The following is a 23223-nucleotide window of genomic DNA, read 5'->3' as shown; positions in this document are numbered from 1 at the left end:
CAGTTGCTCATTTTGAGTAATGAAAGCCTTTGATTTGAACAAAATTCATACCTCAAAGATAAACAGACCCTAATTAATTAAAAACTGTAACTGACACTAAATTTAATACTACGGGGCATAATATAACGCCCGTTTGGTGCATTTACATTACGAGGGTCGCCCTCTGTAATACCTTGTTCACCGGTTAAGTTATCAGCTGCTAATTGCAGCTTTATCCCTTCAGCAGGCTCTATGATTAAGCCAACATCCAGTTTCTCATAACCCTCAAGTACAACGGTATTTTCATTGTTACCGTAACGTTCATCTACTGCTGAAAACGTACCGTAAACGGTCGCAAACATACCAGCAAGCTCAAAGTCATAGCTTGGTGAAATACGCAGTTGCCAGCTAGGCTGTCGTTGACTGTCATTACCGATATTGGTTGGGCTTTGTGTAATTTCAGCCTCTTGTAAAGTGGCATTTAAGTTTACTGATAAGCCTGAACCGTGATTGTAGTTGTAATCAAGCTCTAAACCTAAGGCCTCATTGGTTAAAATCTCTGCCGGCGCACCGGGTTGGCGAACAAAGGTATCGCCTTTTACTTGATTACTGAATACGGTGGCGAAAAAATCAGTATTGTCGCTCATGTACTTATAACCAAGCTCTGTTTGGGTTACTTCTTTAAGTAGTGGATCACCAGATTGGTAAGTTTCATAGTTATCTCTAAAGTCATCAAAGTAAGGCATTTTGTAGCCTTTGTTGATACGGGCAAACACCCCCATGTCATCAGCTAGTTTGTAATCTGCTCCGATAGTCCAAGATGTTTTTCTTTGGCTGTAATCAACGATTTTATCAATCGTGCTATTTAAGTCTTCATCAACGGAATAATTTACTTCGTGGCGCTCAGAGCGCAGCCCTATATCTATCGTTAACGTATTGCTTGCCTTGTAACTTTGAGTCGTATAAAACGCGAGGGTTTTTGCATCCCCCGTACTGTTGATGTCGTAATTCCATGCGCACCCTGCAACGCTTGAGTTACATGCAATACCATCAAGCATTTCACCACCTGGTGCTAATACGTAATAGGCTGCGTTGCCTAAGCTCCACCAATCTTTGGCCGATGTAGATGCGCTGAATATACCAAATGCGCTTTCTAGCTGGCCAAATGCTTTGCTAAACGCTAAATCATTTGTAAAAGACTCTATGTCTTTTAATACAACCCAGCGACCCATGCTTTGCACTGGTGTGTTGGCTGAATACGTTGTGCCAGTCACCGCGCCTTTAGCATTGTTGCTATCGTCAGCAATGGCGGATAACAACATGGCTGAGCCCGCGGGCACAAGTCCATAGGTATTTGCATCCCCTTGAGTTAAATTAAAACGGTCTATAAAGTGCCAACCATTGTTTAGCTCTAGTTTGATGCTACCACCTGATACATGACCTTTCCAGCCTCTGCCTTGTCCTAAGTCAATTTGCATTGCCTCCCCACTATCTCCGGCATAAATCGTTGCTTGGCGGTTAAGTGTACCTAGTTGTGTATATTCAGCGTCAACCCCGTCAATATTAAGGGGGGTGGGGAGATACCAAGCACCTGTATCGTCAGTTTGTCGGGTATATAAATTTATTTCGCCATTGTCTAACTCTTTAGTTAGGTTGATGGTAAATTGTTGACCACGTTCAGATGTAAAGCCAGCATCGCGAATACCTGAAGAGCGCTTGATGTAGCCGCCAATCATGTAATATAAATCGTCGTTTAGTGCGCCACTGAGTACAGAGTCAAGACGTTGTAGTCCATAATCACTGGTGGTGTATTTGAATGTACCTTCTGTATCTTCAGTACCACGTTTAAGCTGAAAGTTGGTCGTTAAACCGGGTTGACCATTTGATACTACAGGGTTTGGACCACCTCGTAATGCTTCCATCATGCTGATGGTTTCGTCTAAACGAAAAATTGACGAATTCTCTAAAAATGACAGCGTAGGGGCAGGGTAAACAGGTGAACCTTGTAAGCTCACGGTCAAGAAGGGGGCATCTCCACCACCAGGAAAACCACGCACAAACACGTTTGCACCCGACTCACCACCTGAACTTTCTACCCAAACTCCCGGTACTGCTTTTAATAAATCTGCAGTGCTCTTTGGTGCGAGTTTATCGATTTTTACTGCGTCGATATTGGTTACAGCAAAGCCGGCATCAATTTTTCTTATCCCGCGATCGCCTGCGGTACCTGATACGACGATAGTTTCGACTTTTTGTTTTTTGCTTTGATGGTCTTTTGCTATCGTTTGATTACTCAAAATTGCAGCAATGGCTGAAGCGAGCAACGAGTATTGCTTGAGTTTGCGCATGGTTAAGCCCTTTTTGTTGTCATATGGTTGATATTATTGAGTTGCGCCACTCCCAGAACATCGCTCGTTACGCAATGTTTGTAACCCAACAGTGGGGAGTTTGCAGATGGCACTGAAAATAAAATAGAGGTCATTGCAAACGTTTGCAATGATTTTTATGCAACTTTTTATCAATGCCCTGTTTTGGTACTTTTGGGTATAATGACAATAAAATAGCGTGAGTGGTTTTGTAATGTGCTATTTTCTCAAGGGTTTTGTATTTTATATATTAGATAAAGGGTTCGCTGTGGCGAAAAAAAAATTAAAATTAGCTGACTTAGCAAAACTTGCGGGGGTATCAACCTCAACGGCATCCCGTGCGCTTAATAACAACCCTGTTATAAAACAAGCAACCAGAGAGCATATACAGCAGCTCGCCAAGACGCACAATTTTAGCCTTAATACAGCAGCCAGTCGCTTAAGGTTACAAAAAACTAAAGTCATTGCGGTAGTGATTAATTTAGAGGCTAATACAGAGCAGTCTATTGATGACCCATTTTTATTGAAAGTTGTTAGTGATATAAATCAGGCAGTTAACCGAAAAGGATATGAGCTTTTACTCTCTAATTCTTACATGGCTGGTGATGATTGGCATGGTTATTTTATTGATGGTCGACGCGCTGATGGCTTGATAGTCGTGGGTCAAGGTAAGCAGCAAAGCCGAATTGATTTGGCTGCTAAGCTGGGTGCACCATTGGTTGTGTGGGGCGATCCTAAAACTCCCAGCGAGTACCCGATTGTTGGCAGTGATAATTACCTTGGGGGTTTACAAGCAACCGAACATTTAATTGCTAAAGGTGCAACTAAGCTATTGTTTTTAGGAGACCCAGGTCATGCAGAGATCGGCGAGCGTTATCGGGGTTTTAATACTGCGATAGGCCACTCAAGACTAGTTACTAAGCCACAAACGATAAAAATAGATATTACTAGTCACGCCGCTTACAACGCGATTAATCAGTTGCTACGGGATAAGGGGCTTAATTTTGACGGTATATTTGCATGCAGTGATATGGTCGCACTAGGAGCTTTAAAAGCGCTTAAAGAGCGTTATGTTAGTGTGCCCAATGATGTTCGCCTCGTTGGTTTTGATGATATTGCGATGGCAGATGTAAGTCATCCCTCACTTACTACGATTAAACAAAACACCCACTTGGCTGCAAAAATGTTGGTTGATAAACTGCTTGCCCAATTAAATAAAGAAGAAGTTGAGTCTCAAGAAATTGCGATTGAGTTGTGCTGTCGCCAATCTAGTTGATAGTGAAATTTTAATAATTAAAATTTGATTAAATCGCATTGCAAACGATTGCAAAATAATTATTGCAAGGCTAGACTGAGAGGTATTCCAAGTTAACGAGTTCAGCTTATGACGGATGCAACTAATACACTAACTAATGCATCGAGAGCGCGTATTATTTTGGCTATGATGGCCTGTTACTTCTTATTTGCAGTTTTGCTCAATAGTGTGGGAACTGTAATTTTACAGTCAATAAACAGTTTTGCTGTTACCAAAACACAAGCTGCAAGTTTGGAGGGGTTTAAAGACCTCTCTATTGCTATTATGTCTTTTTTCGTCGCATCAATGATCCCACGTATTGGTTATAAACTGGCATTGTTAGGTGCATTAGCAGCAGTGCTGTGTATATGTTTAGTTACGCCGCAGTTAGGGCAGTTTTACGCATTTAAATTGTTATTTGCGATAGTAGGCTGTGCATTTGCGGTGGTAAAAATCAGTGTATATGCCCTTGTTGGGCAACTAACTGACTCGCCTTCGTCGCACTCGGCTTTATTAAACACCATTGAAGGGGTGTTTATGGTTGGTGTGCTCAGTGGTTATTGGATATTTAGCTTTTTTATAACGAGCGAGCCGACTTCTATTGAGTGGCTTAATGTTTATTACATTCTGGCGTTACTCAGTTTGGTGTGCTTGCTCATTATTGTATGGGCTCCTATCAAAAAACAACATGTTCCATCAACTAGCAGTGTTGTAAGCGAATTTACTGCCATGCTTAAACTTAGTTATCAGCCACTGGTTTTGGTTTTTATTATATCTGCATTTTTATATGTATTAATTGAGCAAGGTGTTGGCACATGGTTGCCCACTTTTAATAACCAAATCCTGCATTTACCCGTTGATGTAAGTGTGCAGCTAACAAGTATTTTTGCAGCAAGTTTAGCTATTGGCCGGTTATTAGCTGGGCAGGTTTTAAAGTATTGCCATTGGTATGTGTTATTGAACATTTGCTTGTTGACGATGGGTATACTTATTTTACTTACCTTGCCGTTAACACAAAACGTGCCGCAACAAGTAGTAAATACCATTTTTGATGCGCCTTTAGCTGCTTACTTAATGCCATTGCTAGGCCTGTTTATGGCACCAATTTATCCTGTATTGAACTCAGTTATTTTAACTAGCTTGGCAAAGCACCAACACGCGTCAATGACTGGGATGATTGTTATCTTTTCCGCATTAGGTGGTACTACAGGGTCTATTTTAACGGGTTATATTTTTCAACATTTTAGTGGCCAACATGCATTTTACAGTGCTTTAGGACCGCTTTGTTTGCTCGTTATTACGGTGTTTTTATTCAAGCAACGCAGCGCATCAGCGCCAACGGATAGAGTCTAGAGGTTAAAATGAAATTTGAATACTGTACCTTGTTTAAGGATGTACAGCTAAGTGGCCTTTATCACGATAGTAAAACCTTTGCTGATGCCATACCTAGAGTGAGTTGGGCCAATGCGCAGCAGGCATACGAACAAGCAACAATACCGATGACTAATGAGTTATTAAGGCAATTTGTTAAGCAACATTTTTTGTTTGCTCCTCAGCCTGAATTGCAAGCAATGAGCAACGTAAAAACAGTGCAAGAATATATCAATGCATTGTGGCCAAAGTTACAGCGCTCAGGCTTTAATGCGACTAATAACTCACTATTGGTGCTAGGGCATGATTATGTGGTGCCCGGTGGGCGTTTTAATGAAATTTATTACTGGGATAGCTACTTTACAGCCTTAGGTCTTGAGGATAACGGCAATATAGCCTTAATAGAGGCCATGGTTGATAACTTTGTGAGCTTAATTGATCGTTTTGGTTGTGTGCCAAATGGCAATCGTTCTTATTACACAAGTCGCTCTCAACCTCCGGTACTCGCGTTAATGGTTAATTTGTTGATGCCATACAAAAAGTCCGATATTAAGTGGCTTAAACGCATGACGCGAGCAATGCAACATGAGCATGCATTTTGGCACCAAGGTGAGGCGTTTTTAAGTGAAAAAGTGCCTGCCCATGGGCGCGTAGTTAGGCTTGCCAATGGTATGCAACTTAATCGCTACTGGGACGATAAAGCAGAACCTAGACCGGAATCTTATGCTGAAGATATCGCCGATGCTCAGCAATTACCAGCCAATTTGCGAGAAGATTTTTTTAGAAATATTCGTGCTGCATGTGAATCGGGTTGGGATTTTAGTGCTCGATGGCTTGACGATGATAGTCGCTTGTTAAGTATTAATACGACCAACCGCATTCCTGTTGATTTAAATGCATTGCTTTATGAGCTTGAGCAAACGCTAAGCGACTGCTTAACTATGGTTGATGAAATTAGTCAGGCACAAGTATTTGCAAAGCGTGCAAGTGCGCGTAAATTAGCGATTGTTAAATGGCTCTGGAGTGAACACCAGCAGTGGTTTTGCGATTTTGATTTAACAAAAGGACAACTTTCTTCGGTATTAAGTTTGGCAGGCTGTGTGCCATTATTTAGTGGAATTGCCAGTGATCAGCAAGCAAAATTGATTGGCAAAAAGCTTCGGGAGGAATTTTTACGCGCTGGTGGTTTAGTGAGTTGTTTAAGCAAAACAACTCAGCAGTGGGACTCTCCCAACGGCTGGGCACCTTTACAATGGTTTGCAATTAGTGGCTTGCGTGATTATGGTCAGTTAGATTTGGCACGAGAAATAGCCCATCGGTGGTTAACTATGCTAGAGCAAGACTTTGCGATACGCGGGTGCTTATTAGAGAAGTACAATGTGTGCGAACCAAACAAAACAGCAGGGGGTGGGGAATATCAAGTACAGCAAGGCTTTGGCTGGACTAATGGGGTAACAAGTCGACTTCACACTTTATTTGGTTAAGCAAATGGTAAGGAATAGCAGTTGCTGCTTTTTTCGAAACAAATGAGCTTCTACAGCTATGCTGTTCGTTCACACATTTATAGTGTCATTAGTTTATTTTAAAAATGAGCAAAGTTAAAAGGCCCGTCTATAATCAGCTTTAGCGTCTTTTTTTGGAGCTTACTATGAATCGATTTCTGCTATTTTTGTGTCTCTTTTTTATCCCTACTCATTCTTATGCGAATAATGTCAACAATTGGCAGTGGCAAGAAGCTGCTGCTAAATTGCAAAACCAAGCTGACTATTTGCAGTTATACAAGCTTGACATTAAACAAGTAACAGCAGATTTTATGACCCTTGCTAGTGAGCGCCAAAACTTGCGAATTAGCATGCCCGATGGTAAAGGGGGATTTGTTGATTATGTGATACGGCATGACTCTATCATGGCGCCACAGTTACAGGCGAAGTATCCAATGATCCGCAGCTTTTCTGGCTATCAGGTAGATGCCAGCCATAATACTGGGCGCTTTGATATTGGTCCAAATGGTTTTTTCGCTTTTTATCAAGTTCATAACCATGCTTTATATTTAGACCCTATCGAGGGGTATTATAAGCTCTATCAAAAAACGACTAATGATTTACCATGGCACGATGAAGTACTGACGGTATCGCAAAGTAACATGCCTCTTGGGGATGGTCATCGTAGAGGGCCGCTCATTGGTGATGGGGGAGCTGTTGAAGTAGTCACCTATAGGTTGGCAGTAACCACCAGCGATGAATATACCTCTTTTTATGGGGGTAAAACCCAAGCGCTGAACGGTATTGTTACGACTATTAATCGAGTAAACCAAATATATCAAACAGATATAGCCGTCAAACTTGAGTTGGTTGCTAACAACGATATTTTAATTTTTACTGAGAATGACCCCTATGATAACGGCAACCTAGATGACACATTATCGCAAGTGCAAAGTCAAATTGATACCTTGATCGGTACCAGTAACTATGATGTCGGGCATTTGATGGCGACCTCTGGTGCTGGCCTTGCTGCGCTAGGTGTTATATGCGCCGAAGGTGCAAAGGCACTCGGTATGACAGGAATAACAACGCCACAAGGTGATGCTTTTGATGTCGACTATGTTGCACATGAGTTGGGGCATCAATTTGGTGCAAACCATACATACAACGGCTCTGATGCGTCATGCACTACGCGAGTGGCAGAGTCAGCCTATGAACCAGGCAGTGGCATTACTATCATGGCGTATGCTGGTATCTGCGGTGATGAAAACTTAGCAAATAACTCAATTGCAATGTTTCACTCGCGTAGTATTGATGAAATACATACCCATCTTAGCCAAAGTTCTGGAGCTACCTGCGGTACGGTTGAAGATCAAGGTAATAAAGCACCAGTGGCTGATGCAAAGGCAGATCATACCATACCGATTAATACACCTTTTATGCTCACAGGCTCCGCAACTGACGAAAATAGCACCGACACACTTTCTTATGCTTGGGAGCAGCTAGATTTGGGGGCTGCTACCACAAATAGTACTGATCTAAAAGATAATGGTGAAGGTCCAATGTATAGGCCCTACTTACCAAGTTCATCTGCAACACGGTATTTTCCGTTATTGGCCGATGTGATTTCAGGACAGGTTACCAAAGGAGATGGATACCCAACGACAGATAGAACGATGACCTTTAGGCTTGTTGTTAGAGATGGTAAAGGAGGAGTAAGTTTTGATACCGCGAGTGTAACAACAGTGGCGGCGGCAGGGCCTTTTGCTATAACTTCGCCAGATGAAAGCACTACCGCAGGTGGGAACAATACCATCACAGTAATGTGGAATATTGCTAATACCAATCAAGCGCCTGTTTCTTGTAGTAATGTTGATATTATGCAAACTAACAGCGATGCTTCACAGACATCAATTTTATTGGCCAATACACCTAATGATGGTCAGCAACAGGTTTCTTTGTTGGGCAGTTCAAACAATAAAGCACGAGTGATGGTTAAGTGTGCGTCGAGTGTTTTTTATGCACTTTCAACAGAGTTTGACCTAGCAACTACCTTATCTGTGACTGCTCAACAAACCATTACAGTTGCCGAAGATAGCAGTTTAACTTTACTTCCATCACTGTTTTCTGTGGTAAATCAGCAAGCAGGCTCGCAACTAACCCTGAGTGTAAATTCTGGTAGTAATTACACGTTTGTTGGTAATGTTATTACGCCAGCAAGTAATTTTGTTGGAGAGCTTAGCGTGAATATTAGCCTAACGGATGGTACTACGACGGCAAATTACCCTGCAAAAGTTAATGTGTCGGCCGTTAATGATGCACCTGAAGTTATTGCACAGCAAACTTTGATGGTTAATGAAGATGAAAGTATTACTTTGGGTGTTGCGCAATTTGAGGTGGTGGATGTAGATAGTAGTACGTTTACTTTGGCCGTTGAAGCTGGCGAAAATTACAGCTTAGAAGCTAATGTAGTGCGACCAGATGACAACTATAACGGATTGCTACAAGTGCCTGTCACAGTCACAGATCAACTGGGTGCAAGTGCGAGTTTTACAGCACAAATAACGGTCACACCTGTCAATGATGCGCCACTTGCAAATAATGATTCAGTTAGTGCAATATCAGGGGCCACAACAGTCTTTGATGTATTAAGTAACGACACCGATATTGATGGCGATACCCTGTCTTTGGGTGAGTTACTTTATGAAGGCACCGGGACAGCGAGCATTTCGGGTAATATGATCAGTTATCAGTCAGCCGATGGCTTTAGTGGTCAAGAATTGATAGTTTATACGCTGACAGATGCTAGTGGTGAAATGGCACAAGCAACAGTAACAATTGATGTTCAAGCTCAGCCTGTGGTAGTAACACCACCAACACCTCAACCTCCAGCGAGTGACCTAGACAGTGGTTCCAGCGGTGGTGGCTCGTTTGGGTTATGGCTATATATGTTATCTCTATCTTTGTTGTTGATTAGGCGAGTTGGAAGAGGTATTTCGTATGCATAGTTTGTTTATGAGTCTGTTTTTTGTGCTTGCTTTAACAAGCTGTAAAACGATGATAGATGAGCAAGATAGCAAATTGACACCGTTAGTAAATGCGAATCAGCCTTTGCAGTGGTTTATTGACAATCCGGTTGAGCAAGTAATAGCGGCACATGAGAAAGCTCAAACCTTTGGGTTGATAGCACTTAATAGACGAGGTCATTTTTATCCTAAAATTGGTATGTCAAAAGGTCCTTTGATTTTAAAATCAGGTTGCCAAACTTGGTTAGTCTCAGCGTCAAACGACGTTGTAAGTAATGAGTCTGAGCGAGAAAAAATGGCGAACCTTCAAGGCTTCGCTGCAAAGTTCAATATGAGTATGGAGTCTAGGTGTTTACCATAAGCCCCTAGGGAATACTGTTTTACAGCACTGAGTTGATGGTTTAAGCAAAGTAGGTGCTGCTCCGCAGTGGCCGCTCCGCAGTGGCTACTCCGCTGCGGAGCGGCCTCATAGAATAGTTACTCTATGAGTTTGGCCAATAATGCTGAATAAGTCGTCAACTCTCTGAGCTCAACAAATTTCATACCTCAAAGTTAAACTGTTCCTAGGCAATCAAACAACCAGCATTAACCTGGTTGTTTGTATTTTAAAATAGTGATTTGGTGGTTTAGTCAAGGCAGAGGCAGCCCCGCATTAGTTGATACTCATCTGCAAATTGAGTCGCAAACCACACAGAGTTAAATTATAAGCACGAGCACAAATAGTGGAAAAGGCATTATACCGTTTCCCTTAAAATTAAAGAGCTTTTTTAGGTGGCAAAGCGACGTTAGCAAATATCAATCCCGCTAATAAAGACATAAAAATTAAAAAGGTCTGCTGACCAATATGATCGGCATGAACAAAGCTTTGTCCTTCAATCAGAGAGTTTAAACCTATGTAAGTTTTAGAACCTGGAACTAGTACAATTAAGCCTTGCATAGCGACAATAGACGCTGGAGCATTAACAATTCGATTGAACAAATTACTAAATACACCCACTGCAAAAGCGCCCACAAATGCACCAATTGAATAGTCAAAGTACATGGCGGCACTAATGCTTGCAGCATAAGCTATAAACCCTGAAGCGATAGACCAACTGGCATGTTTTAGCTTGGTTCTAAAAATTATGATTAGACTGTTACATAACAACAAAATTGCCAACCAAGCTGTCCATTTTGGTAGCGGCGTAGGTTGCACGAAATCTGTAATACCAAACAATGAAAAACCAATACTAATACCTAAAAAAGCGCCAAAATACAGCTTGAATAATAGCATTAGCGCGTCCATTACACGCGCGGTGCCAGACACCAAATGACGTGATGAAAGCTCAGCAAATGCCAATGCCAAAGCAAGGCCAGGAATAAATACAATAATGGCGGATAAAATGACCAATCGAATGTTGATACTTGGGTCAACATAACTACTGACTGCACATGCTCCAATGGCTGCAGCGATTGCTACTAATGGTTCTAGCATGTGGGTAACTCGTTTAGAGCGTGCTGACCAAAGTACAAACATAAATACCAAAATCGACAGTAAACCAGACCACAATACGTCATTCCAGCTCGTGCCCATTAGCATCGCAAAAGCAGCACCGGAGACGGCAAATGCAAACCCTGTCATGAGTTTACTGTATGGCGCTTTTTGCTCACTAATAACATCTAAGTCAGCGTCAGCTTGCTCAATGGTTAGTTCGCCTAATAGCACTTTATTAACGACATCATCGGTATCTGCTAACGAGCCTAAATCGTGATCGCCCGGGTCGACACGCGCTACATGGGTATATTCTTCTTCATGTCCTTCAGTCCAAATTACAAAGGTAACTGAGGTAGGCGACATGACGAACGACGATTTTAAGTCTAAGTGCGTTGCTACTTCCATGAGATGCGCCTCTAGCCGGTAGGCGGGCGTACCATATTTATGTAACATCTTACCAAGCTTAACAAGAAACTTGCGCTTTTGGGTGAAAGTGGCTGTGTTCAACTGCGTGAAACCTAAAATTAAATAATGGCCATATACCTACTAACCAAAACGACAGTAGGTGATACATGTAGCGATTGGAATTGTTGCGCATTCTAATCGCTTTCATTGCAAAGTCTAGGCTATTTAACGACTTTTATTGACATTTTTTGCTGCAATCCACTGCGCCATATATTGTGTGCTGCGCATAGTGTGGTGTTTGAGCATTTGACCCATAAAATTATCTTGTCTGTGGGAGTGTAGGTTATTGATAATATTTACGAGTTTTTGTAGCAATCGTTGTTCAAGAATGGATTTATTATAAACAGTGTTTAAGACTTTTTCTGCTGCGTATTGAGCTTGCGCATATGTTTGCTGATTGTGGTAAAGCTCTATTGCTGCATCAGCAAAGCTTTGTGCGTCATTAGCAATGTGGCCAGGCCATGGTAAATTTAAATGCATGCCTTCTGCACCTATATCCGTTGTTACACTGGGCGTTTTAGTGATCATTGCTTCAAGCAGCTTACCTTTTATACCAGCACCAAATCGCAGCGGTGCAAGGCATACTCTGGCATTTTTCATGACTTCCAGTGCATCTTCAGTCCAACCTTTTATATAAAAGCCGGTTTTTGGGTTTGATAATGCTGTTGCTTTTGGTGGTGGGTATGAGCCGTAAATATGCAATTGAGCATGAGGCAGTTGTTTGCGTATCAAAGGCCAAATTTCTTGTAAATATAAGACAGCATCCCAGTTTGGGGCATGGCGAAAGTTACCAATCGTCATAAAATGTTGGCGTTTTTCAAAACAAGGGACGTGATTTGGCAATTTCTCTAGGTTAACCATAAATGGTAAATGATGTAGCAGAGCAGGGTCGACTTTGTACGTATTAGTGAGCAAGTCCATTTCATGGCTCGAAATAATAAGACTGATATCACAGCGCAAAATGGCGGCAACTTCACGTTTAGCGAGATCGGAATGTAAATCGGCTTGGTTTAGCTCGCGTTTAGCTCGATGGGCTTCATGACGTGCATTACGCAAGCATTGTAAGTCTTCAGTATCTAATATTTTCAAAGCATGAGGTGCATATTTATCTACGCGCCAACCAAATTGCTCCTCCATCATAAAGCGGTCGAACATCACAATATCAGGCTGCAAGGTTTGTATGTAATCATCAAAGCTTGAGCAATTTAATTGAATACTTTGGCTGGTAATCCCGTGCACTGACAAGTTGACCATATGCTCGGTCGGTTGAGCTGGGCTGGCAAACTCTATTTTCCATTGCTGGCCTTTGAAAAATCGCAACAGTGACATCATATGACTACCTGCGGCAGAAGAGTTAGGTTCAGGCCAAACGAAACCAATCACTAAAATTTTTTTACACACGATGATGATTCTCTAATTTACTAAGATACACCTACCTGTGTACTTAAGACTGTTTAAAATAAAAGTTCTCATTGAATAGACTGGGTATTTGCTAGAGTACAGCCTGCTTTATCTGTTTTAGCTTCTTTGAAGGGGTTATTTATCAAGGCAGCGGTTCAAAGCTCTATTCTAACGTAAACTAGCGAGCTGAAAAAGTGTTTACTTTAGCTAAAAAAGTCAAAGAAGCTGAATTTTTTGATATTTAAGTATACTATGTAGCGTTAATTAATTCGGTTAAAATTCAGTTAGGACGACAAAATAATGAAGCACATTATGCTGTTAGGAATCATTATTCTTTTGGTAATGCCAATGCTTGGTAATGCAGAGCAATCAGCTGGTTATCAAATACCCTCACCGGCACTGACCAAGCTTGTGGATGCTAAGCTTATTCCAACAAGTATTTTGAGTCATGATGGTAAATGGCTCGCTTTATTAGAGCGTAAAACAGTGGTGCCTTTAAGTGAGTTGAATCGCGCAGAGAAAGCACTGGCAGGTATCAAATTTAATCCAAACACATTTATGCGTAAATCTCGATATACTTATGTGTCGTTAGAGTTTAAACATATTGATACTGGGTCTGTTGTGCGCCCAGAAGGCATTCCAAGTAATGGTGTATTACGTGCTGTAAAGTGGTCGTCCAACAGTCAATTCTTAAGTTTTATTTTAGAGCAAGATAATGGAGCAACGCTTTGGGTGTATGACATTAAAGCACGTAAAACGAGGCAACTAACTCAATCAACGCTTAATGGCGTTGTCACAGAAGTACCTTATGAATGGTTACCAGATAGCAAAGCGATAGTGGTTAATTTTGCGGTTAATCATACACAGCCGTTTTTGCAGCCTAAAGGTCAATCTATGGTCCCTATCATCCAGCAAAGTACAGGTGAAAAAGCGCCAGCCAGAACCTATCAAAATTTATTGAAAAGCCCATTTGATGAAGCTGAATTTAAATTCTTTGCACAAGGCCAGTTGGCAAAAATACCCCTCAACACCTCAGCAAAAGCAATTGGTAAACCTACTTTAATTAAGTCATTTAGTGTATCGCCAGATTCGACTAGTTTGATTGTTGGCATGATTGCACAGCCATTTTCTTATCAGGTACCATATGAGCGATTTGCCAGTGTTTGGCAGGTGTGGGGCATGACGGGGTTTGCTTTATATGAGCTGGCAAGGCAGCCTCTTGCTGATAATATCCCACAAGGCTTTGATAGTGTGCGAACCGGACCGCGAGAGTTTCAATGGCGAGCGGACGCAGGCGCAACGGTTATTTGGGCACATGCTCAAGATAATGGAGATATGAAAAATGAGGTGGCACATCATGATTATTTGTATTCAATTAGTGCGCCTTTTAAGAGAGCCCCTGAGCTGTTTGCTAAAGTTGAAAATCGTTTTACATCAATCGCATGGGCAAATGATGAAGTTGCTTTGCTTAGCGAGTGGCGATTTAGTGACCGCAGCGTCCGTACCTCTGTGATCACTCCGCGCGCCGCAGATAACAATCGTGTGGTATTTTCACAGCGAAGTTATAACGATGCCTACAAAAATCCGGGTAGGTTTGTTTATACACGTAGTGATTTGGGCTCCAAAGTACTCAAATTAGTGGGTGATCGTTATTTGTTTTTACACGGTAAAGGTGCATCAAGTGAGGGGAGTCGACCGTTTTTAGACCGCTACGATATTAAAACAAATAGCCAAACACGTATTTGGCAGTCACAAGCGCCTTATTATGAGCAAGTAAAAGGGCTATTAGATGATGAAGGCATGCGTTTTGTCACTATTCGTGAATCGAAAACTGAGCAACCTAACTTTTTTATTCGTGATTTAAATTTTGATACTGTCACTCAGCTAACCCGCTTTACTCATCCTTATCCTGAATTTGAGGGCGTTAAAAAAGAGCAGCTCAAATATATGCGAGATGACGGCGTTGAGTTAACTGGTAACTTATATTTACCCGCTGGTTACGATGTAACACAAGGCCCAATTCCTGTGTTGATGTGGGCTTACCCACTTGAATATAAAGATAAAAGCGTTGCTTCTCAGGTTCGAGAATCGCCTTATGAATTTTCTTATTTTGGATATTGGGGCCCCATGCCCTATTTGGCAAAAGGTATTGCTGTGTTTGATGACCCTAAAATGCCGATTGTGGGCGAGGGGCGTGCGTTACCCAATGATAGTTTTAGGAAGCAACTTGTTGCAAGCGCCAAAGCCGCTGTTGATGTGCTCGTTAAAAAAGGCGTTGCAGATAAAAGTAAAATTGCAATAGCTGGGCATTCGTATGGTGCGTTTATGGTGGCAAATTTATTGGCACACTCAGATTTGTTTGTTGCGGGCATTGCTCGAAGTGGTGCCTACAATCGCAGTCTAACGCCCTTTGGCTTTCAAGGTGAAGAGCGAGACTTTTGGCAAGCTCAATCTGTTTACGCAAGTATGTCGCCATTTTTTCATGCTGATAAAATCAATGAACCCATGCTGATGATACATGGTCAAAATGATCCAAACTCGGGCACTTTCCCTATGCAGTCTGAGCGCATGTATGCAGCCTTAAAAGGCTTAGGTAAGCAAGCTCGTTTGGTAATGCTACCCAATGAAGAGCACGGTTATAAAGCGCGTGAAAGTATTTTGCATGTTTTATGGGAGCAAGAGCAATGGCTAGATCGTTATTTGTTTGCTCAGAAATTAATTGAGCAAACTCCAGAGCAGCAACGCAGCCCTGATGAACTCAATAATGTTCAGCCAAGTACAGGCTTGAATTAACAACGTGGCGTGGAGCAGGTTATTCGCAAAACTCGTTTTAGTGCTGGGAATTGCCTCAGCACTGATTTTATGCGGTTGGCTATTAACCTCTACAAACCAACTTGATGGCAACGTTGTTGTCCAAATAAAGGTTGTGCACACACAGATTGATAATGAAAAAAAGCAGGTTCAGCCACGATTAGCCAGTAATGCTCAGTTATTTTTGCATGAACTACAAAGCAAACCCTTGTTTATTTTAGTTTTTATATTTGCGCTGTTGTGTATCAGGCACTTGCCTTATAAGTCATTATTGTTTGTTAAACTGCTTCCTTGGTATTGTCTCTGTCACCCTCCGAGTAAGCTTAAGGTGTCTTTATGGCGAGATACCAATATACTCACCCGCCAAACAGCTCACTCATTATCACTTTAATTTGTATCTTAATTCAATTAACTCAATTAATTACAAATTAAAGGAAATCAAATGCGAACAACTCAATCAATTATAAGCATGATACTGTGTATTGTGTGTCTAATAATCGCCTCATTTAGCTATGCTGATACGGCTTTTTCAGCTGATAAACTTGTCAGTGAAGAGCGCTCAGCTGCTATTGAAAAAATCGCGGGCTTTATTAGTCAAAGTTATGTACTACCTGAGGTAGGAGAGCGTGTGGCACTCGCACTTTTAGAGGCGCAAAAAAAAGGGAAATTTAGCCATATAAACAGTAAAAAGCTGTTTATTGAGAAAGTCGGTGAATTTTTGCGCATTAAAAGTAAAGATGGTCATTTGGGCTTAACCCCAATGCGAAGTGACAAAAAGGTTACACACATTTTGCAAGAGTACGATGAAAAACGTATTAATAATTTTGCTTTTGAACAAGTTACAGTATTGCCCGGTAACATTGGGTACTTAAAATTTAATAAGTTTCACCCTGATGAACGAGCAAAGCAAGTAGCAAGCTATGCACTTAATTTTTTGAGTCATACTTCTAAGTTAGTGATTGACCTACGTGAATGTACAGGTGGCTCTATGGAATTAGTAGCCCATCTAATAAGCCACTTTGTAAAGGATAAAACACATCTTTGGGATATGTATGATAAAGACAAATTACTTCATCGTGTAAACAGTTACACGGTTACAGCTGAACCTTTGCTGTTAGACATACCTATCACAATTTTAACGAGTGAAAAGGTGATAAGTGCTGCAGAGTTCTTTACCTATACATTAAAGTACTTAAATCGTGCTCGGATAGTTGGAGTGAAAACGCAAGGGCTAGCCCATGCAACGGGCGTACGTCAGGTAAACGATTGGTTGGTGTTGCGATTACCCTTGATGCGTCCGGTTAACCCAGTTACTAAAACAAACTGGGAACAAGTAGGCGTAAAGCCTGATATCGTTATAGGAAAAGATCAAGCGCTGGCGTGGGCACTTGCTAATTAACAAGTTATATCCATTGCTGTGGCATATTGGTGTCGCAGCAATTTGCTAACGTTATTGGCTTGCTTTCCCACTTGATATAGAACTACCCACAGAAGCAATGATCACCATAAGGATAGCCAGCCACTGCCATATGCTCAACAGTTCGCCTAAAATGATTAGTCCTGCGACAGCAGCAATTGCAGGTTCTAGGCTCATCATAATGCTAAAGCCCTGTGCGGGCATGTTACGTAGCGCAACCATTTCTAGACTATAAGGCAATGCGCTGGACAAAACACCAATCATTATACCCAGCGGAATAAGCTCCCAGTTTAGGAGTGCAGTGCCTTGAGAAGCAACACCCAGCGGCACAACTGCGATGGCTGCGACACTCATACCCAGTGCAACCGTTGCACCTCCAGAACCTTGATTGCCTGTTTTCTTGCCAAATAAAATATACCCAGCCCAGCATGCGCCTGCAATTAATGCTAATGCAACCCCAATAGGGTCTAGTCCGTCATTGGCACTCATATCAGGCAAAAGTAATACGATGCCAAGCAGTGCAAATAAGACCCAAATATAATCACGTTTTCGTTTTGAAGCAAACAATGCCACCGCTAATGGTCCCGTAAATTCTAACGCTACACCAATACCCAGTGGAATACGTTCAATAGCATAGTAAAAGGTGATATTCATGCCACCTAGGCATAAGCCATAAATTAAAATAGGTGTTTTATTTGCAGGAATGTGTCGCCATGGCTGAAATACTAAGCACAAAATGAGCGCAGAAAAGCCAAGTCGATAAGCCGTAGTGCCTTCAGGGCCAACATGTGGAAATAGTTGCTTAGCAATTGAAGCACCTGATTGAATGGTGAGCATTGCAATCAACAAACACAGTACAGCAAACAAAAAGTCTCTATTAGCTAGCTTCATGCCATTTATTCTCACTTAAGCTGGTTGTACAAAAGGCGGCTAGTTTAAAGGTCAGTAGCCTTACCAGCAAGTTTTTGTATACATTATCCTATGATTTCACTTCGTCATTTCGGTTCATTTACATACAGTAACTATATTGCGATTTTATCGCTACCTATGCAGTTAATATTCTCTTAAAAAAGGAACTTATTCATTTAATTTATTTTAACTCTTTCTTTTTGACATTTGCAGGGAGTCCATATAAGCCCCTAGCAGTTGTATGAATTCTTACTATGGTAATCGTCTAGAAACTGATACCAAGCCTGCTGGTGCTTTTGCATCATTCGGTGTTTTTTTGAATCAAGGTGCGCCTGCATGTCAATTTGACTATGAAATGGACCCGCTCGACAAAAGCTACAATGATTATCTTCCAAATAGCTTGGTATGATCAGTTGCTTTTCTAGTGATGGGTTTGATTTGGCTGTGAACGCATAAGTTATACCGCTGGTATCTTTAACGTGTTTATCTCGCTCTACATTGCGAATTTTATAGCCAGAGAACTGCTTAATATTAAATGGATGCTGACCTATATATTGCATTTTAGAATTTATCATTAATGAGCCTTCTAAATCCCATTCGCAATATGGTTTTACATCTTTAGATGTTATGTAGCACAACATAGGACCGCTTGGGTCCAACGCAAAACGAAATGCATTATCGATAAATTGGCGCAGTAACGCTCTATTTAATGTGTTAACCGATGATGTAGAGTTATTAAAAGCTTGTTGATCCCCAAACGCAGGGATTAAAGGAAACTGAAAAACAACTAAATCAAACTTTTGACCGGCTAAGCGTTGCCAGCTAGCTAGCATTGTTACATCAAAACTCGGTAAGTAAGTGATGTTTGCGGCTTTAACTTGCTCAAGCGCATGCTGCTGATATTTACCCTCAATAGTTTGCTCGCTGTCGTAGGTGCTTGCGGTGACTTGACCTTCAGTTATTAGATTGTGTAACGCATACGAAAAACTTAAATCCCCATCGCCTACGGTTAATATTCGCCACTGCTTATCTAAAATCATAGAATTACATTAAAAATTAAAACGACAGTGAGTATATCATTTATTGTGCCAAGAAGGGCTGATGATACTCACCTCAAAGACCAACGCGCCTTTGTGAATTCAACGCAAAAATATTCAAATAGAGTGGTGCTGTTGCGTTTATCCAAAGTTCAAGTTAAATCGGCTTAGTTTCTTGATTTATCGCGATACATTTTTGCATCTGCTTGGCTAAGTATTTTATCGGGCTTTTGTTTTGCGTCAGTTTTAGTTTCACCTATGCTTGTACTTACTTGATATTCTTTGGTTTGTTTTGTTATGTCGGTGCGCAATTGAGTAAGTATTTCAGGGTTATCATTACTAAAAGCAACAAATTCATCACCGCCAATACGAAATACTGTGTCTGTTTTAAATTGCGAAGTTAAAGCGTGGGCGAAAAGTTTGAGCACCTTATCACCAATGTGATGGCCATATTCGTCGTTCGCTTGTTTAAAGTTATCCAAATCGAAGTAATAAAGCCATTGATATTGCTCACTCAGTTGGGTGAATTTATCAAAGCACGCTTTGCGATTGCCAAGTTTAGTGAGTGGGTCGTGGTGTGCTTCATAACGTAACTTGTCTTCTAGTTGTTGGCGTGCGGCGATCTCAAGGTTTAGTTTTGCAATGGTGGCTTTTTTTGAGGCCAGCAACAGTAGCATGCCATAACAAACCAGTATAAAGCCGACACTTTTTAGGGAGGTGTCTAACAACAAAATCGGCAGTAAGTTAAAGTCCATATAGCCATCAAATACATCTAAAAGTAACCCTAAACAGTAGAAAGACCAGCCATATATCAACGGTTTACTGTTCAGCTGGGCTGCCGCAAGCGTAACCACGGTTGCTGATAAACAGAACCAGAGTACTTCTTCTATGGTATCAAGCCCAATACTGCCTTGAGTGATAGCCCAAAACAAAAACAAGCCACCGATAGACCAGATAAATGCAATAACAAATTTTTGGATCATGGACCGGTTCATTAGCTTAAGGCTTTGTGGATATTTGTTAAGGTATAGCAGAAACTTTGCATTGTTTATATTCTTGCCAGCTCAATACTTTGTGCAATCATGAATAAATGACAAACAAACACCACAGAGGTGAGAATATACCGCATTTTATGATAATCCTTGTGATACTGCTGCCATGGTGGCATACCACGTTCGAATAATAATACGATTGGGAAGCTAATGGCTAAATAAATAAGCGTGCTTGTTGCTGAGGCAAAAACTAACAAGGGAAAGGGAACAACAACTAAAACAGCCATAATAGCGTGTGTGAAAGATTGCTCGCCAGCGCGCCACAGTGTGCCTGCCATAAATGCTAAAATCCCCATGCTATATAAGCTGAATGCTTCGATAGCTTGAACCGATGACCCCAATAGCAAAGGCCAAAATACACACGCCAAAAAAGGGAGTACGCCGTAATAGCTTAATTGGATGTGATTTAAAAATGGATGCATTGCGCTCTTAATCCTGTTTTTATAATAGTAAATGCGAGTATAACTCAGCCTACAACAATCATAATAATATCTATGAAAAACAAACGACAAAAGATCACTCATAAGTCAAAAATCACAGTTCAATCGTAAAAATTGATTAAACCAATCCAAACAATCTATTTTATTTTCCATCTCATTCTCATTACCTTAGTAGTCAAGCAAAACGAGCAGCACGGCGCTGCTTAAACTCAATATTCAATAAAACTAAGTAAGAGAGAAAACGATATGACTACTTCATTGATAAACACAAAAATTCAACCTTTCAATGCAACAGCTTACCATAACGGTGATTTTGTTGAGGTGAGTGAAAACGACTTACTAGGCAAATGGTCGATTGTATTTTTCTACCCAGCTGATTTTACCTTTGTGTGTCCAACTGAGCTAGGTGACGTAGCAGATCACTACGCACAGCTACAAGAGATGGGAGTAGAGGTATACTCAGTATCAACCGATACACACTTCACACACAAAGCTTGGCACGATGCGTCTGAGACGATTAAGAAAATTCAATTTCCAATGATTGGAGACCCAACAGGACGTATTACTCGTAACTTTGGTGTGATGATAGAAGAAGATGGCTTAGCACTGCGCGGCACATTTGTTATCAATCCTGAAGGTGAAATTAAAGTAGTAGAAACACATGACTTAGGCATTGGTCGCAGTGCGAAAGAACTACTTCGTAAAGTGCAAGCCGCTCAGTACATTGCAAGCCACGACGGTGAAGTATGCCCTGCATCTTGGCAGCCGGGCGAAGAAACTTTAGCACCTTCATTAGATTTAGTTGGCAAAATCTAAATCGTCATTTGGGGTGGCAAAAAGCCACCCTCAGCTGCCTTTTTATATCACTGTTGTTGTGAGGATGACCAATCATGTTAGACCAAAATATTAAAAACCAACTTAAAAGCCATTTCAGCGCCTTAAAAGACCCTGTAGAGCTGGTCATTGCAATTGATGACAGCAATAAGTCAAAGGAGCTGGAAAACTTAGCGAATGATTTAGCATCATTAAGTAAGCTAATTACTGTATCAAATAATCCAGATATCAGTGTGCGCAAACCCAGTATGCGAGTACATTCACCTGTTCGCAGCACTGATATTCAATTTGCTGGTGTACCTATGGGTCACGAATTTACTTCTTTGGTGCTGGCTGTTTTACAAACAGGTGGTCATTCAGCTAAAGCATCGGTAGATGAAATTGCACAAATAAAATCGCTGGATAGTGATTTAAACTTTGAAATATATATTTCTTTGAGTTGCCAAACTTGTCCGCAAGTGGTGCAAGCCTTGAACTTAATGGCAGCGCTTAATCCACAAATTAAAACCACTATGATAGATGGTGCTTTGTTTCAAGATGAAGTAAATGAGAGAAATGTATTAGCGGTTCCCGCTGTTTATTTAAATGGCGAGCTATTTTCTCAAGGTGCGCTAACACTCACTGATATTTTAAACAAAGTAGATGTTAATGCGTTTGCAAAACAAGCTCAAAAGCTTAATGAAAAAGACATATTCGATGTATTAGTTGTAGGAGGTGGGCCAGCGGGTGCCTCTGCGGCTGTATATGCAGCGCGAAAAGGGCTAAATACCGGCGTTGTCGCTGAGCGGTTTGGCGGCCAAGTGGCTGATACCATGAGCATTGAGAACTTTATTTCAGTTAAAGCCACTGAAGGCCCAAAGTTAGTTGCACAATTAGAAGAACACGTAAAGCAATATGACGTAGATGTTATGGCTGGGCAGCGCGCTGCAAAGCTCAGTACAGATAACTTGATTAATGTTGAGCTAGAAAGTGGCGCAACACTTAAAGCCAGAACCGTTATTTTGGCAACAGGCGCGCGTTGGAGAAATATGAACGTGCCAGGAGAGGCAGAATATAAAGGTCGCGGGGTTGCGTATTGCCCACACTGCGATGGCCCATTGTTTAAAGGTAAGCCTGTTGCTGTCATTGGTGGAGGTAACTCTGGCATTGAGGCTGCCATAGACTTAGCGAACATTGTTGAACACGTCACCGTGTTAGAGTTTGCCGATACTTTGCGCGCCGATGATGTACTGATTAAAAAAGCCAATAGCTTAAATAACATTACAATTATTAAAAATGCGCAAACCACAGAAGTGCTGGGAAATGGCAGCCGTGTTACTGGTTTGCGGTATATCGATAGAGTATCGCAGCAAAGTAATGAATTAACGCTTGCGGGCATTTTTGTGCAAATTGGTTTGGTGCCTAATACGGAGTTTTTAACTGACTCAGCCGTTACATTAACCCAATTTGGTGAAATTGATATAGACAATAAAGGAGCAACTTCATTGCCTGGCGTTTACGCCGCTGGTGATGCGACGACTGAGCCATTCAAACAAATTATTATTGCCATGGGCTCTGGTGCAACGGCAAGTTTAGGCGCATTTGATTACCTTATTCGCCATGCACAAGATGAAGAGCAAGCAGCATAACCTTATCATTGCATGCCAGCTTGTTAGGTAGCTGGCAACCCCCAGCAATGTAAAGCCATTTCATATTGAGGTGGCTTTTTTTATGATTTATGGCAAACGTAAAAATGCCAAGGCAAGCCTTGGCATTTTGTCTCATAAACTAGGGATCTAGTAGCATCACAATAGTAGACAACATAAATACGATTTAGTTCATTAAATAATTTCAGCTTCGGATAAGTGAGAGAGTCTAATAAATCGA

General features: G+C 41.3%; 17 protein-coding genes. 10 read left to right on the top strand and 7 right to left on the bottom strand.

The window, feature by feature from the left end; all coding sequences use genetic code 11:
• Positions 1–77 precede the first annotated feature (77 nt).
• A complete protein-coding gene (locus tag SANK73390_RS01740; RefSeq protein WP_462762768.1) occupies positions 78–2327 on the bottom strand; it encodes a TonB-dependent receptor in 2250 nt (749 codons plus the stop codon).
• Between the two features lie 286 nt (positions 2328–2613).
• On the opposite strand from SANK73390_RS01740, the gene SANK73390_RS01735 reads away from it, so the two are divergent.
• The 5 genes from SANK73390_RS01735 to SANK73390_RS01715 all read left to right on the top strand — a co-directional run bounded on the left by SANK73390_RS01735 (position 2614) and on the right by SANK73390_RS01715 (position 9878).
• On the top strand, positions 2614–3621 hold the full coding sequence (locus SANK73390_RS01735; RefSeq protein WP_462762765.1) for a LacI family DNA-binding transcriptional regulator: 1008 nt from the start codon (positions 2614–2616) through the stop codon (positions 3619–3621).
• A 108-nt stretch (positions 3622–3729) separates the two neighbouring features.
• On the top strand, positions 3730–4992 hold the full coding sequence (locus SANK73390_RS01730; RefSeq protein WP_462762763.1) for an MFS transporter: 1263 nt from the start codon (positions 3730–3732) through the stop codon (positions 4990–4992).
• Positions 4993–5000: 8 nt separating this feature from the next.
• Positions 5001–6494, top strand: a complete 1494-nt coding sequence (locus SANK73390_RS01725) for a trehalase family glycosidase (RefSeq protein ID WP_462762761.1) — start codon at positions 5001–5003, stop codon at positions 6492–6494.
• Positions 6495–6658: 164 nt separating this feature from the next.
• Complete coding sequence (locus SANK73390_RS01720) at positions 6659–9499, top strand: reprolysin-like metallopeptidase (protein WP_462762758.1); 2841 nt, start codon at positions 6659–6661, stop codon at positions 9497–9499.
• Positions 9492–9878 carry a hypothetical protein gene (locus SANK73390_RS01715; protein WP_462762756.1) on the top strand — a complete coding sequence of 129 codons (387 nt, stop codon included), beginning with the start codon at positions 9492–9494 and terminating at the stop codon, positions 9876–9878. Before SANK73390_RS01720 ends, SANK73390_RS01715 begins: the two co-directional genes overlap by 8 nt.
• Positions 9879–10271: 393 nt before the next feature.
• Here SANK73390_RS01715 and SANK73390_RS01710 read toward each other — a convergent pair whose 3' ends face one another.
• Positions 10272–11498 carry a threonine/serine exporter family protein gene (locus tag SANK73390_RS01710; protein ID WP_261625897.1) on the bottom strand — a complete coding sequence of 409 codons (1227 nt, stop codon included), beginning with the start codon at positions 11496–11498 and terminating at the stop codon, positions 10272–10274.
• Positions 11499–11621: 123 nt separating this feature from the next.
• Positions 11622–12857 carry a glycosyltransferase gene (locus SANK73390_RS01705; protein WP_462762754.1) on the bottom strand — a complete coding sequence of 412 codons (1236 nt, stop codon included), beginning with the start codon at positions 12855–12857 and terminating at the stop codon, positions 11622–11624.
• A 300-nt stretch (positions 12858–13157) separates the two neighbouring features.
• On the opposite strand from SANK73390_RS01705, the gene SANK73390_RS01700 reads away from it, so the two are divergent.
• Genes SANK73390_RS01700 through SANK73390_RS01690 form a run of 3 tightly spaced genes read left to right on the top strand, consistent with a single transcriptional unit; the run spans position 13158 to position 17067 of the window.
• Positions 13158–15650, top strand: a complete 2493-nt coding sequence (locus SANK73390_RS01700) for an alpha/beta hydrolase family protein (RefSeq protein WP_462762752.1) — start codon at positions 13158–13160, stop codon at positions 15648–15650.
• Between the two features lie 4 nt (positions 15651–15654).
• Positions 15655–16059 (top strand): hypothetical protein, encoded by a 405-nt coding sequence (locus tag SANK73390_RS01695; protein WP_462762749.1) that lies wholly within the window; start codon positions 15655–15657, stop codon positions 16057–16059.
• 51 nt (positions 16060–16110) lie between these two features.
• Positions 16111–17067: a S41 family peptidase gene (locus SANK73390_RS01690; RefSeq protein ID WP_462762746.1), complete on the top strand. Its 957-nt coding sequence runs from the start codon at positions 16111–16113 to the stop codon at positions 17065–17067.
• Between the two features lie 51 nt (positions 17068–17118).
• Here the strand turns inward: SANK73390_RS01690 and SANK73390_RS01685 are convergent, their stop codons facing one another.
• From SANK73390_RS01685 to SANK73390_RS01670, 4 genes are all read right to left on the bottom strand, one after another.
• Positions 17119–17976, bottom strand: coding sequence for an EamA family transporter (locus SANK73390_RS01685; RefSeq protein ID WP_462762744.1), 858 nt, complete (start codon positions 17974–17976; stop codon positions 17119–17121).
• 248 nt (positions 17977–18224) lie between these two features.
• Positions 18225–19034: a class I SAM-dependent methyltransferase gene (locus tag SANK73390_RS01680; RefSeq protein ID WP_462762742.1), complete on the bottom strand. Its 810-nt coding sequence runs from the start codon at positions 19032–19034 to the stop codon at positions 18225–18227.
• Between the two features lie 164 nt (positions 19035–19198).
• Entirely contained in the window at positions 19199–20014 is an 816-nt protein-coding gene (locus SANK73390_RS01675) for a GGDEF domain-containing protein (RefSeq protein ID WP_462762739.1), read from the bottom strand.
• A gap of 65 nt (positions 20015–20079) precedes the next feature.
• Positions 20080–20505 (bottom strand): DUF3429 domain-containing protein, encoded by a 426-nt coding sequence (locus SANK73390_RS01670; protein ID WP_462762737.1) that lies wholly within the window; start codon positions 20503–20505, stop codon positions 20080–20082.
• 264 nt (positions 20506–20769) lie between these two features.
• Here SANK73390_RS01670 and ahpC point away from each other — a divergent pair, with 264 nt between their 5' ends.
• Entirely contained in the window at positions 20770–21339 is a 570-nt protein-coding gene (gene ahpC / locus SANK73390_RS01665; protein ID WP_261591339.1) for an alkyl hydroperoxide reductase subunit C, read from the top strand.
• A 74-nt stretch (positions 21340–21413) separates the two neighbouring features.
• Positions 21414–22985, top strand: a complete 1572-nt coding sequence (gene ahpF, locus SANK73390_RS01660; RefSeq protein WP_462762735.1) for an alkyl hydroperoxide reductase subunit F — start codon at positions 21414–21416, stop codon at positions 22983–22985.
• Positions 22986–23223 lie beyond the last annotated feature (238 nt).

The sequence above is a fragment of the Pseudoalteromonas sp. SANK 73390 genome (assembly GCF_054966645.1).
Note: the sequence above shows the minus strand (reverse complement) of the source record. Positions and strands in the feature narration are given on the sequence as shown.

Excerpts from the sequence above, each read along its gene's own strand:
- SANK73390_RS01670 (WP_462762737.1), bottom strand. The coding sequence starts at position 20,505 with ATGCATCCATTTTTAAATCACATCCAATTAAGCTATTACGGCGTACTC.
- SANK73390_RS01715 (WP_462762756.1), top strand. The coding sequence starts at position 9,492 with ATGCATAGTTTGTTTATGAGTCTGTTTTTTGTGCTTGCTTTAACAAGC.
- SANK73390_RS01680 (WP_462762742.1), bottom strand. The coding sequence starts at position 19,034 with ATGATTTTAGATAAGCAGTGGCGAATATTAACCGTAGGCGATGGGGAT.
- SANK73390_RS01730 (WP_462762763.1), top strand. The coding sequence starts at position 3,730 with ATGACGGATGCAACTAATACACTAACTAATGCATCGAGAGCGCGTATT.
- SANK73390_RS01690 (WP_462762746.1), top strand. The coding sequence starts at position 16,111 with ATGCGAACAACTCAATCAATTATAAGCATGATACTGTGTATTGTGTGT.
- SANK73390_RS01725 (WP_462762761.1), top strand. The coding sequence starts at position 5,001 with ATGAAATTTGAATACTGTACCTTGTTTAAGGATGTACAGCTAAGTGGC.
- SANK73390_RS01675 (WP_462762739.1), bottom strand. The coding sequence starts at position 20,014 with ATGATCCAAAAATTTGTTATTGCATTTATCTGGTCTATCGGTGGCTTG.
- ahpF (WP_462762735.1), top strand. The coding sequence starts at position 21,414 with ATGTTAGACCAAAATATTAAAAACCAACTTAAAAGCCATTTCAGCGCC.
- ahpC (WP_261591339.1), top strand. The coding sequence starts at position 20,770 with ATGACTACTTCATTGATAAACACAAAAATTCAACCTTTCAATGCAACA.
- SANK73390_RS01720 (WP_462762758.1), top strand. The coding sequence starts at position 6,659 with ATGAATCGATTTCTGCTATTTTTGTGTCTCTTTTTTATCCCTACTCAT.
- SANK73390_RS01685 (WP_462762744.1), bottom strand. The coding sequence starts at position 17,976 with ATGAAGCTAGCTAATAGAGACTTTTTGTTTGCTGTACTGTGTTTGTTG.
- SANK73390_RS01700 (WP_462762752.1), top strand. The coding sequence starts at position 13,158 with ATGAAGCACATTATGCTGTTAGGAATCATTATTCTTTTGGTAATGCCA.
- SANK73390_RS01740 (WP_462762768.1), bottom strand. The coding sequence starts at position 2,327 with ATGCGCAAACTCAAGCAATACTCGTTGCTCGCTTCAGCCATTGCTGCA.